Source organism: Aminobacter sp. MDW-2, assembly GCF_014250155.1.
Taxonomy (GTDB): Bacteria; Pseudomonadota; Alphaproteobacteria; order Rhizobiales; family Rhizobiaceae; genus Aminobacter; species Aminobacter ciceronei.
The window spans coordinates 2,330,398-2,341,569 of record NZ_CP060197.1; the positions used below are offsets into that span (position 1 = coordinate 2,330,398).

12 protein-coding genes are annotated in these 11,172 nt (G+C 62.7%); 7 read left to right on the plus strand and 5 right to left on the minus strand.

Annotated features, from left to right (window positions below):
* Positions 1-4 precede the first annotated feature (4 nt).
* Positions 5-1,129 carry a DUF1217 domain-containing protein gene (locus H5P29_RS11355; RefSeq protein WP_067958597.1) on the minus strand — a complete coding sequence of 375 codons (1,125 nt, stop codon included), beginning with the start codon at positions 1,127-1,129 and terminating at the stop codon, positions 5-7.
* A gap of 154 nt (positions 1,130-1,283) precedes the next feature.
* On the opposite strand from H5P29_RS11355, the gene motA reads away from it, so the two are divergent.
* From motA to H5P29_RS11385, 6 genes are read left to right on the plus strand one after another with little or no spacing between them, the layout of a single operon-like run.
* Entirely contained in the window at positions 1,284-2,159 is an 876-nt protein-coding gene (motA, locus tag H5P29_RS11360) for a flagellar motor stator protein MotA (protein ID WP_067958601.1), read from the plus strand.
* Positions 2,160-2,195: 36 nt separating this feature from the next.
* A complete protein-coding gene (locus H5P29_RS11365) occupies positions 2,196-3,128 on the plus strand; it encodes a FliM/FliN family flagellar motor switch protein (RefSeq protein ID WP_154386449.1) in 933 nt (310 codons plus the stop codon).
* A gap of 52 nt (positions 3,129-3,180) precedes the next feature.
* A complete protein-coding gene (fliN, locus tag H5P29_RS11370) occupies positions 3,181-3,585 on the plus strand; it encodes a flagellar motor switch protein FliN (RefSeq protein ID WP_067958613.1) in 405 nt (134 codons plus the stop codon).
* Positions 3,586-3,634: 49 nt separating this feature from the next.
* Positions 3,635-4,648 carry a flagellar motor switch protein FliG gene (locus tag H5P29_RS11375; RefSeq protein WP_067958615.1) on the plus strand — a complete coding sequence of 338 codons (1,014 nt, stop codon included), beginning with the start codon at positions 3,635-3,637 and terminating at the stop codon, positions 4,646-4,648.
* Between the two features lie 26 nt (positions 4,649-4,674).
* Entirely contained in the window at positions 4,675-5,751 is a 1,077-nt protein-coding gene (gene flhB / locus H5P29_RS11380) for a flagellar biosynthesis protein FlhB (RefSeq protein WP_067958617.1), read from the plus strand.
* Positions 5,748-6,185 (plus strand): hypothetical protein, encoded by a 438-nt coding sequence (locus tag H5P29_RS11385; RefSeq protein ID WP_067958619.1) that lies wholly within the window; start codon positions 5,748-5,750, stop codon positions 6,183-6,185. The genes flhB and H5P29_RS11385 overlap by 4 nt, the downstream gene beginning before the upstream one ends.
* A gap of 127 nt (positions 6,186-6,312) precedes the next feature.
* Here H5P29_RS11385 and H5P29_RS11390 read toward each other — a convergent pair whose 3' ends face one another.
* Both H5P29_RS11390 and H5P29_RS11395 read right to left on the minus strand, forming a co-directional pair.
* A complete protein-coding gene (locus tag H5P29_RS11390) occupies positions 6,313-7,068 on the minus strand; it encodes a helix-turn-helix transcriptional regulator (RefSeq protein ID WP_067958621.1) in 756 nt (251 codons plus the stop codon).
* A complete protein-coding gene (locus tag H5P29_RS11395) occupies positions 7,065-7,766 on the minus strand; it encodes a helix-turn-helix transcriptional regulator (RefSeq protein ID WP_154386448.1) in 702 nt (233 codons plus the stop codon). The genes H5P29_RS11390 and H5P29_RS11395 overlap by 4 nt, the downstream gene beginning before the upstream one ends.
* A 412-nt stretch (positions 7,767-8,178) precedes the next feature.
* Here H5P29_RS11395 and H5P29_RS11400 point away from each other — a divergent pair, with 412 nt between their 5' ends.
* A complete protein-coding gene (locus H5P29_RS11400; protein WP_154386447.1) occupies positions 8,179-9,366 on the plus strand; it encodes a TMEM43 family protein in 1,188 nt (395 codons plus the stop codon).
* 92 nt (positions 9,367-9,458) lie between these two features.
* Here the strand turns inward: H5P29_RS11400 and H5P29_RS11405 are convergent, their stop codons facing one another.
* Both H5P29_RS11405 and H5P29_RS11410 read right to left on the minus strand, forming a co-directional pair.
* On the minus strand, positions 9,459-10,490 hold the full coding sequence (locus H5P29_RS11405; RefSeq protein WP_154386446.1) for a histone deacetylase family protein: 1,032 nt from the start codon (positions 10,488-10,490) through the stop codon (positions 9,459-9,461).
* 17 nt (positions 10,491-10,507) lie between these two features.
* A complete protein-coding gene (locus H5P29_RS11410; RefSeq protein WP_067966206.1) occupies positions 10,508-11,161 on the minus strand; it encodes a TetR/AcrR family transcriptional regulator in 654 nt (217 codons plus the stop codon).
* Positions 11,162-11,172 lie beyond the last annotated feature (11 nt).

The window sequence follows — 11,172 nt, forward strand, 5'->3', positions numbered from 1 at the left end:
GTTCTCAGAACCTCAGTTTCTGCATGGCAAACAGCACGTCAGTCGAAACGCCGTAGGCCGGCGACGACGAGCCGAACAGGGTGCCGACGGAGGCCTGCACCGGGGAGGACGGATTGTTGATTTCCCAGAGGCTGGTGAAGCGCTTGAGGAATTCGCCGAGCTTCTTGGGATTGGCAAAGGTCTCGATCTTCAGCTTGTCCTCGAACAGCTTGACCTGACGGTCGATGTTGGCCGAGGCGAATGATTCAGGCAGGCCGAGCGCGGTGCGCACGACCTTGGCCAGCGCTGGGTCGGCGAGCACTTCGTAGAAGCTGGTGATCGAGGGGGCCTTGCGCTCGAAATAGAGCGCGAGGCGCACGCCCTCATTGTCCTTGCCGGCGTCCTCTTCCAGGGTCTGGCGGACATACTTGTCGACCGCCGGACGCTGCGCGGCATTGTAGGTCGTCGCATCCTTGCCGAGTGCTTCGAAGTTATAGGTGCTGGCAAACGCGGCGTAGCGCTTGTCCGTCATCTGGTTGGCGTAGCTCTTCGGGTCGCGAACGCCGCCGGCCAGTACCTTTTCCATCATCTCCTTGTTGGGGATCGACCCTTCGATGCCGAAGGATTTCATGGCGAAGGTGTAGAGCCTGGTGTCGGACATAAGGTCCTTGGCCGATGTCACCTTGACGATGTTGTCGAGGTAATACTTGACCTCCTTCTTGACCGCTTCGGAGTTGGGGTCGACACCATCGAGCTTGACCCGGATCAGGTATTTGTCGACCGCGCCCTGCTGCGCCTTGGTGTAGACGGTGGCCTTGTCACCGAGCTCGGCAAAGTTGAAGCTCTTGACGAATTCGGCGTAGCGCTTGTCGGTCAGCTTGTTGGCGAAGCTGTCTTCCTTGGCCACGCCTTCCTTCAGGGCCTTGACCATGAAGGCCTTGGCGTAGGCCATGTCCTGCAGGCCGTGCGCCTTCATGGCGTATTTGAACAGACGGTCGTTCTTGACGAACTCGTCGATGCTTTTCACCTTGGTGATGTTCTTGAGATAGTACTCGGTGTCGCGCTCGACAGTGGGCTGGTTCTCCACGCGATCCAAGGCCTTGCCGAGATCCCGCGCGATCAGGTGGTAGCTTGTATAGGTATTGAGCACGACAACAGCCCTTCCGCCGCAGCATAGACGGTGAAGGCTACGCCCCATTGCTTGCGCGAGGCTGAATGGCATTGCGATGATCCTTCAAGCCTCACACAAGGCACGGCCGCTATCTGTGCCTGTATGTTGCTTTGAAAGTGCGGAAGGACCTGCTGTGGGCATTCTGATCGGACTCGTCGTGACGCTGGGCTGTGTGCTCGGCGGCTTCATGGCGATGGGTGGACACCTGGACGTCCTGATGCAGCCTTGGGAACTCGTCATCATTGGCGGTGCGGCCCTCGGTACGTTCCTGGTTGCCAACCCGATGGCCACCGTCAAGGATACCGGCAAGGCGATCGTCGAAGCGCTCAAGCAGGCAGTGCCGAAAGAGCAGGACTATCTCGAGACGCTGGGCGTGCTGCATTCGCTGATGCGCGAGTTGCGCACCAAGACCCGGTCCGAGGTCGAGGCGCATATCGACAACCCCGACGACTCGCCGATCTTCCAGGCCTATCCGCTGGTGCTCAAGAACTACGACCTGACGCATTTCATCTGCGACTATTGCCGCATCATCATCATCGGCAATGCCCGTTCGCACGAGATCGAGGCGCTGATGGACGAGGAAATCCAGACCATCCGCGCCGACAAGCTCAAGTCCTATCACGCGCTGATCGCCGTTGGTGACGGCCTGCCGGCGCTGGGCATCGTTGCTGCGGTGCTTGGCGTGGTCAAGGCGATGGGCGCGCTCGACCAGTCTCCCGAAATCCTCGGCGGCCTGATCGGTGCGGCACTGGTCGGCACCTTCCTCGGCATCTTCCTGTCCTATGCCGTGGTCGCGCCGATCGCCACCAAGATCAAGACGGTGCGCGAGAAGAAGAACCGCCTCTACATCGTCGTGAAGCAGACGCTGCTTGCCTACATGAACGGCTCGCTGCCGCAGGTTGCAATCGAGTTCGGCCGCAAGACGATCTCGTCTTATGATCGTCCATCGATCGATTCGGTGGAGCAGAGCACGCTGAACACGGCGATCGTCGAGAAGAAGGCCGCCTGAGCCAATGCGGGACGCTGACAAAGGGCATCGCAAGTCATGAATACCACCGCAAGCCCGGCGGAACCGCGGGATGTCGTCATCGAGCGCCTGCTGGGCGATACCGGCGAGCCGGAGAAAGTGCTTGCCGCTGCGCGCCGCCTTGCCGAACGCGCGGCAACCGCTATTGCCGAGGCCATCAACCACGCACTGCCAACGTCTGTCTTCGTCGAGGTTGGCGAGATCAAGCTTGGCCGCATGACGGATGCCAAGGCAGGCAAGAGCAACCAGGCGATGACCGTCGCCCCGACCAAGCTTTCGCCCGATGGCCTGGTGATGACGTTCGATCCGCAGGCGATCGCCATCCTGGTCAACCTGATGTTCGGCGGTGATGCCGGCCGCGACATTGCCCCGATCGACCGCGATCTGTCGTCGATCGAGCTTGGCGTTGTCTCGCTGCTGATCCAGGATGTGGCGCGCGCGATGAACGCGCAGGGACCGGACGGTGGCCTTGGCGTCAAGCTGCCGGCGCCCGAAGCGATCACCGGCGCGATGATGAAGAAGCATGTGTTTCGCGACGGGCCGTCGGCGCGCATCGTGCTGACCGTGTCGACGACGGCTTCGCGCGGTACGCTGACGCTGACGCTGCCGCAGCGCGTGCTGGTTTCGGATCGCCGCCCGGCAGAGGTCGAGACGAGTGCTGCTCCGACCACCGAATGGCGCTCGCGCTTCTCCGACGAGCTGATGCGCTCGACCGTGAGGCTGGAGGCCTCGATGCCGATCGGGCGCATGACGCTTGGCGAACTGACTGGTCTCCAGGTCGGGCAGGTCATCGAGCTCGCCGAGAACACCCAGTCCAACGCTGTCATCGCCGCTCGCGGCAAGACACTGTTTGCCTGCGAGTTCGGCAAGCTCGGCCAGAATTACACAGTACGCATCCGGCGTCCGTTCGACTCTACAGAAGAAACAATTGAAGGGATCGTCGCGGGTTGAGCTGCTGCCCAGCAGCACCAGCCGCCGCGAACGACAGAACTGGAGAACACCGATGAGCAAGGCACAGTCCAAGCCCGAGGTCGAAAAGCCCGAAATCGAAGAAGTCGAGGACGATCAGCTCAATCGTGCCATCGAAGAATTGCGCGGCGTGCTGAGCGAAGAGGAAAAGCGGCCAAGCGCCGGCGGTGCAGCGGCGGCAGCCGGCAACAGCAGCGTGATCTTCGGCATTCCGGTCGAAGTGCAGATCGTGCTCGGCAGCACCGAAATGCCGGTGTCGGAGCTGATGGCGCTGCAGAAGGGCTCGACGGTTGCGCTCGACCGCCGCATCGGCGAACCTGTCGACGTCGTGGTCAACGGAAGGCGTATCGCACGTGGCGAAATCACGGTACTTGAGAGCGATCCGTCGCGTTTCGGCATCCGCCTGACCGAAATCGTAGCGGCGACGAAGAGCGCCTGAGGACTGGACTTTTGACTGTGCTTACCCCTGCTTCCAGAGAGACCTCCGCATGACCACGTCGCTGGCGTCGCTGACGCGGCCACAGAAGGCTGCGGCTATTTTGGTGGCCATGGGCAAGCCCTCGGCCAGCCGTCTGCTGAAGTTCTTCAAGCAGGAGGAGCTCAAGGCGCTCATCGAAGGCGCGCGGCTGCTGCGTACGATTCCCCAGGCCGATCTCGAACGGATCGTCGCCGAGTTCGAGGCCGAATTCACCGAAGGTGCCGGCCTGCTCGATTCCGCCGACAAGATGGACACCATCCTCAACGAGTCGCTGTCGCCGGAAGAAATGAACGCCCTGATGGGCAATGGCGAACCCTTGATGATCAAGGATAACCTGCCGCCGGTGTGGCCGCAGGTCGAAAGGCTCGAAGCAACGCAGATCGGCACTTTCCTTGCGAATGAGCATCCGCAGACCGCGGCGATGATCCTGTCCAACCTGGCGCCGACCTATGCGGCACGCGTGGTGTTGTCGATGGAAAAGCCGGTGCGCAGCGAGATCATCAAGCGCATGATGGAATTGGCCAACGTGCCCGAGGCGGCGACCAAGCTGGTCGAGCAGCAGCTGCGCAACCACGTGCTGACCGAGAGCGCCCAGAAGGATACATCGGTCGGACAAACGCGCGTCGCCAGCGTCCTCAACGAACTGGACAAGTCGCAGCTCGAAGAGGTGATGAGCGACCTGCGGGAAGTCGGCATGGCCGATCTCGATGCCATCCGCGCCCGCCTGTTCTCCTTCGAGGACATCACGTCGATGTCGCAGAAGGCGCGCGTGGCTCTGTTCGATGGACTCTCGACCGAACTCATCACCATGGCCCTGCGTGGAACGCCGCTGCCGCTCGCCGAGGCCGTGCTGTCGTCGATCAGCGCGCGCTCGCGCCGCATGATCGAGTCCGAACTGAGCCAGGGATCGGAAGGCATTCAACCGGCCGACATCCTGCGTGCCCGCAAGACCATCGCTTCTACTGCCTTGCGCATGTCAAACGAGGGCCTCCTCGAATTGCCATCCGCGCAAGACGCCGCCTGACCTTATCCGACGCGGTCTGCTGAGCAATGTCGGACGAGGACAAAGACTCCAAAACAGAAGAGCCGACAGAGAAGAAAATCCGCGACACGATGGAGAAGGGCAAGCTGCCCGTCTCCAAGGAAGTCGCGATCTTCACCTCGTTCCTGGCGATCATGGTCTATGCCGTGTTCTTTGCCAGCTCGTCGGTCGCCGAACTCGGCGTCTTCCTGTCCAATTTCCTCGAAAAGCCCGAGGCCTGGCCGCTCGGCACCGAGCGCGACGTCATCGAACTCTACCAGGCGGTGGCGGTCGAGATCGCACGCGCGGTCGCCAGCCTGTTCGTGATGCTGATCGTGGCGGGCGTCGGTGCGTCGCTGATCCAGAACGTGCCGCAGTTCGTCGGCGAGCGCATCCGCCCGCAAGCCGAACGCATTTCCCTGACCAAGGGCTGGAAGCGCATGTTCGGCGCCCAGGGCCTTGTCGAATTCCTGAAGTCGCTGGGCAAGCTCGGCTTCGTGATGATCGTGCTTTACTTCGTGCTGTCGGACGATCATCGCCGGCTGCTGGCCGGTATGATCACCAATCCGGTGGCCTTTGGCGACGTCATCCGCGGCATCACCGTCGACATCCTGGTGGCGATCGTCTTCGTCATGGGGGTGATCGGCGTCGCCGACATCGTGTGGTCACGCTTCCACTGGTTCCAGGAACAGCGCATGACCAAGCAGGAGGTCAAGGACGAGATGAAGCAGTCGGAAGGCGATCCTATCGTCAAGGCCCGGCTGCGCTCGATCGCCCGCGACCGCGCTCGCCAGCGCATGATGACCGCGGTGCCCAAGGCGACGCTGGTGATCGCCAATCCGACTCACTTCGCCATCGCGTTGCGCTACGTCCGCAACGAGGATGCAGCACCTGTCGTGCTCGCCAAGGGGCAGGACCTGGTCGCTTTGAAGATCCGCGAAATAGCCGAACTGAACGGCATTCCAGTGTTCGAAGACGTGGCGCTCGCCCGCTCCATGTACAAGCAAGTTTCAGTGGATAGTGTCATTCCATCGCAGTTCTACCAGGCCGTCGCCGAACTGGTGCGGATCGTTTACGGAAACAAGGCTCAGCGCAATCCGTCATGAAAAATCAGCAGTACGCTTCGACCCGTGAAGTACTTGTTGCAACGGCGATCCAGCCGGTGGTGCGCGAATTGCGCCTCGTCGACCTTGCCGACTACATCGCCTTCATCAGGCTCGAGCATTTTGCCAACGTGGCCGACCTGGTCGATTCTGCGGCGGAGCTCTATTTCATGCCGGGCGCGCTGCGCCTCGGACTGGGCGGTGAGGCGCATGTCAGCTGGACGGGTAGCCCGCGCATCGTTCTTGACCTCGAGCTCAGGCCGGAAGGGGCGGTGGTCTATTTCCAGCTGTCGATGACGGCGACCAACGCGTCAGTGGAAGTCCACTATGTGTCGTTCGAGAAACCGGATCCGGAGCCGGAAAAGAACACGGAATATCTCGCCGCCGCCATCCAGCATGCGATGATCAGGCGGACTCCGCAGGCCGAAGCTGCCTAGATTCGAGTGATGCCGGCCTGCGAATGCCTGCTCCCTGCGCTTCCGGTGCTCACGTAGGTTGAATGTACGCTCCGGTTCTCGGTACCGGCCATTTTTGGCTCGGCCTGACCCGAAACCCCGACCAGCGCTAGTCGATCAGGCCCAGCCGCAGCGCCTTGGCGACCGCATGCATGCGGTTGACGGCGTTGAGCTTCTGCGTCGTCTGGGTGAGATACTGGTTGGCGGTGTGCACCGAAAGCTTGAGCAGCTTGGCGATCTCTTCGCTGGTGTAGCCGCGAGAGGTCAGCTTCAGGCACTCGATCTCGCGGCGCGACATCGACGGGAGGTCGCGTGACTGGGGCGAGATGATGCGCGACACCGCATCGAACAGCGCAAAGCAGCGGCCGTGCAGGTCGTGCAGCGTCTGCGGGTTGGGCGAAAGCTCCGGGCCGCCGAAGATGAAGAGGCCGACCTGGCCGCGATCGGTGTAAACAGGAAATGCGATGCCGCGGCCACTCTGGGCGAGTGGTTCGATGCGGCTGGTCCAGGTGAGTGCTGAAAAGACCTCAGGGGCATCAGCGTCATCCGTCCACCAGCATGGCGCGGTCGACTGGCGCGCATGGCGCATCAGGTGTTCGCCGATGCCGCCGCCGAGCAGGCGGGCAGCCGACATGGAGCCGGGATAGTCGGAATCAAAGCATGCCGTCAGCCGGCCGCTTTCTGCGGGTGGACCTGCCAGGCACAGCGCGAAATCGCGCGCGCCGAGATCGACCGAGATCCAGCGGCAGCGCTTGGCGGCGTCCGCGAGCGTTACGGCTTGCAGGCCGATCGGGTGAGGGGCGGACGGAACATCCTGTTCATAATCGCGTGCGCGGCTCAGCTGCTTTGCCTGGGCGTAGCTCAAATGATGCCGCTCCTGATTGCGGTCGCAATCGCCATGGCGCGATTGGAGGCCGACAGTTTCTGGATCGCGTGGGTGATGTAGCTGTTGACGGTGTTGGACGACACGCCGAGGATCAGCGCCACCTCGTCGGTGGTCTTGCCCTCGGAGACCCAGAACAGGCACTCCCGCTCGCGGTCCGACAAGGGGTCCTGCATTGTCGCTGCGGCCAGCACGCTGGGCGCCTGCGACAGGGCATAGCAACATTCGAGCTGGGTGCGCGGCATGACGTTCGGATCGATGCGACCGGCCTCGGCAGCCGAGAACAATACGAACAGGCGTTGGCGGCCGACATGCAGGCGAAGTGCGAAGATTTCGGCATGGCCGAGCACGTCGAGCAGGCGGGCTTCCTCGCCGCCGAGAATGGCGGGCGCCTGGGAGGCCAGCACGCTCTGCGGGCGTGCGCCCGGCGCACTGGCGAACGGGCCCCGAGCCAGACCGGCGATCAGTGCATGGCCGGCGAGCTGGATGGCGTCGTAGATCCAGTTCGAGGCGATGATCTGGAGATTGTCGCGCTCCTGATCCTGGGCGATGGCGACCAGCATGTAGCCGTCTGCACCGATCTCGTCGGTCAGGTTCATGAAAAAAGCGGTGAGATCGCTTCTGGATGCGAGCCTTGCTGCGACGGTGGTCTGTTCGTTGCGAGCGGCGAGGGCGGTCATTTCAGAAACTTCTGCCGGAATCCATAAGGGTACCTGGTCTGGGCGGCGCCCGAACCGGTCGAAATACTCGTGACTATGACGCTAGAAACGCGACGCGGACGCCTTATGCATCCATCGGCCGAATCCGTGCGGGTCGCGCGAAGCCTGACGCGCTCTCAACCGAGAAAAATCCCGGTATTTCAGAGAGTTGGTGGTTCGCCGCGCCCCCCGTGGACCGGCTGATTCGGGTTCAATTTAACCCCTCGCGAATCGCTCCGCAAACAGAATTGACAAAAAGTTAATTCAGAGTCCTTCGACAGACTCAAGGCAGCCGGAAACGCTGCGGAAACCTTCGGGAAAGCTTCGCGAGAATGGCCATTGATCGCCTGGCCCGTTCGGCTTAACGCTGCGTCGCGTGGGGCAGGGATAGCAGATGAGCGATCAGTTTCGTGAAGTGACCAGCGTGTCGTGGTTCGGGCGCATCAGGCGCTCGGTCGGAGGCGTGCTGGTTGGGCTCGTCCTCGTCCTTGCCATGGTCGTGGTGCTGTTCTGGAACGAGGGCCGGGCGGTGACCACGGCGCGCTCGCTGGCGGAGGGCGCCGGTGCGGTTGTGTCGGTGCCCGTCGACAAGATCGACGCCGCCAATGAGGGCGAGCTGGTGCACACCACGGGGCCCGTGATGACCTCTGACGCAGTCAGCGATCCGGACTTTGCCATCGAGGCCAAGGGCGTGCGGCTGGTGCGCACCGTCGAGATGTTCCAGTGGGTGGAGAATTCCAAATCGGAGACCAACACCAAGCTGGGCGGTGGCGAGGAAACCGTCACCACTTACAGCTACGCCAAGGAATGGCAGGACCGGCCGATCGACTCGGCCGAGTTCAAGCAGCCGGCCAATCATCAGAACCCCGCCATGGCGCTCGGCTCGCGCACGTTTCAGATCCGTGAAGGCAAGCTTGGCGCCTTTACGCTTGACGAGCCGGTGTTCGACCGCATCGGCGACAGCAATCCGCTGACCATCACGCCGAGCCAGTTGCCGGACATTGCCGCCGCCTATCCCGGCACCGAGCGCGTCAACGTCTTGGACGGGCGCATCTATCTCGGCGCAAATCCGGCTTCTCCAGCCATCGGTGACTACCGCATCGAGTACCGGCTGGTACCGCTCGGCGACATCAGTGTCATCGGCCGCCAGACGGGCGAGCGGTTTGCGCCCTACCAGACGGTGGCCGGCGACGAGCTGCTGCTTGTCGACAGCGGCAGGGTGCCGGCGGAAAAGATGTTCGCCGACGCAGTCAGTGCCAACACCATCATCACCTGGCTGGTGCGCGTCGGCTGCCTGCTGTTGCTGGCAATCGGCTTCGGGCTGCTGCTGGCGCCACTCGGCGTGATTGCCGATGTGATCCCCTTCATAGGCTCGATGGTGCGCATGGGCACCGGGCTTGTCGCCTTCGTACTGGCCTTGCTGGTGGGCACTGCAACGATCGCGGTCGCATGGTTCTGGTACCGGCCGCTGCTGGCGATAGGCATCGCGCTTGGCGGGCTTGCGGTTGCCTGGCTGCTGACGCGGCTTGGACGGAAGAAGGCAGCGGCACTGGCGGCTGCGGGAACTGTTTCGGCGCAGTGACCTGAGAACGGCTGGGCAGCCCGGTGCTGCCTCTGATCCGCTCCTTCTGGGCACCTTCTCCCCGCAAGCGGGGAGAAGGGAGAGCTTGAGGATTACCGTCCCTCGAAGCCGGTCAGCACGCCGACGGCATTGACGCCGATCTCGTCGACGGCGTAACCGCCTTCCATGACGAACAAGGTCGGCAGGCCGAGCTTGGCGATGCGGGCACCGATCTTCGGATAGTCGGCGCTGGTCAGCTTGAAGTGGCTGATCGGGTCCTTCTCGAAGGTGTCGACGCCGAGCGAGACCACGACCACGTCAGGCGCATAGGCAGCGAGCTTCCGGCAGGCGTCTTCCAGTGCCTCGTTCCATTTGTCGAAAGTGGTGCCGAAGGGCATCGGGTAGTTGATGTTGAAGCCTTCGCCTTCGCCCGAACCGCGTTCGTCGGCATGGCCGAGGAAGAACGGATACTCGGTCATCGGGTCGCCATGCAGGTTGATGACCTGGATGTCGGCGCGTGAGTAGAAAATCTCCTGAGTGCCGTTGCCGTGGTGATAGTCGACGTCGAGCACGGCGACGCGCTTTGCGCCCTGGTCGCGGAACCACTGGGCGGCGACGGCGGCGTTGTTGATGAAACAGTAGCCGCCCATGAAGGCGGCACCGGCGTGGTGGCCCGGCGGACGGCAGAGCGCGAAGGCGGCACGTTCGCCGGCCTTGACGAGTTGAGCTGCTGTCAGCGCCACGTCATAGGATGACTTGATGGCATCCCAGGTCCCCTTCACGAAGCTCGCGCCGCCGTCGAAGGAATAGTAGCCGAGCAATGCCTCGATGGTCTGCGGGCGCACGTCGCCGCGCAGGCCGCGTGTCGGCCAGGCGAAGGGGATGGCCGAGCCGGTTTTCCCTGCTGCTTCCCATTCCGGCCAGACGGTCGGCAGGAAATCGATATAGTCGGCCGCGTGCACGCGCTTGGCGGCGGCGAGGTCATGTATCTCGGGCGCCAGGATATCGCCGAGCTTCTGGTCTTCGACCCGCGCCTTGATGATCTCGGCCCGCGAGGGTTTTTCGAAGCCGGGCACGATGGCGCCGGCGACAAGCTCCATCTGGCCGCTGTGGCCGGCGTGAAGCGGCGAAAAGACTGTCTTCATGAAAATCCTTCCTGGTTCTAGTTGAGGTCGAGATAGGGGTCGACGAGGGCAAGCCACATGGTCTTGACGTCGTCCTGGATGAGATCGAAGGCCTTGCGGTCGCGCTTGAGCCCGACGAGACGGCAGACGTGGCCGACTTCCATCATCACCACGCCGAGCCGGCTGGCGATGCCGTCGTCGAGCGCCGGGTTCACATGCTGCAGCCAGGCTGCATAGAGCGCGATGATCTGGTCGTCATACTCGTTCTGGATCGGACGGAGGTCGGGATTGCCGGTGATCGCCTCGATGACCGGCATCAGCGTGGCGTTGTCGAGATAGAGCCGGGAGGTGTCGACGAAGAGCTTGTCCACCTCCTGCTGGAATTCGTCGCGATTGGTCGGGCGGGGAGCCGCAATGCGCTTGGCGATCACTTCCGGGAAGGCACCGAGCCAGCGCCGGGCAAGGTCGAGCAGGATGGCTTCCTTGTTGGGGAAGTACTGGTAGATCGAGCCGACCGACAGGCCGGCGCGCTGGGCGATGGCCAGCGTCGTCGGCGTCTTGGTTCCCTGTTCCCTGGTCAGGATCAGGGCGGCGTCGAGGATCCTGTCGACGACCTTGCTCGACCGTTCCTGTCGCGGCTGTTTGCGCGGGCTAAGCGCCGTCGTGGCCTTCTTTGTGAGACTGCTCTTCACGGACTGGACTT

Bases quoted from the DNA above. Each gene is read 5' to 3' on its own strand.
- flhB (WP_067958617.1), top strand. From the start codon at position 4,675: ATGTCGGACGAGGACAAAGACTCCAAAACAGAAGAGCCGACAGAGAAG.
- H5P29_RS11375 (WP_067958615.1), top strand. From the start codon at position 3,635: ATGACCACGTCGCTGGCGTCGCTGACGCGGCCACAGAAGGCTGCGGCT.
- H5P29_RS11365 (WP_154386449.1), top strand. From the start codon at position 2,196: ATGAATACCACCGCAAGCCCGGCGGAACCGCGGGATGTCGTCATCGAG.
- H5P29_RS11405 (WP_154386446.1), bottom strand. From the start codon at position 10,490: ATGAAGACAGTCTTTTCGCCGCTTCACGCCGGCCACAGCGGCCAGATG.
- H5P29_RS11400 (WP_154386447.1), top strand. From the start codon at position 8,179: ATGAGCGATCAGTTTCGTGAAGTGACCAGCGTGTCGTGGTTCGGGCGC.
- fliN (WP_067958613.1), top strand. From the start codon at position 3,181: ATGAGCAAGGCACAGTCCAAGCCCGAGGTCGAAAAGCCCGAAATCGAA.
- H5P29_RS11395 (WP_154386448.1), bottom strand. From the start codon at position 7,766: ATGACCGCCCTCGCCGCTCGCAACGAACAGACCACCGTCGCAGCAAGG.
- H5P29_RS11385 (WP_067958619.1), top strand. From the start codon at position 5,748: ATGAAAAATCAGCAGTACGCTTCGACCCGTGAAGTACTTGTTGCAACG.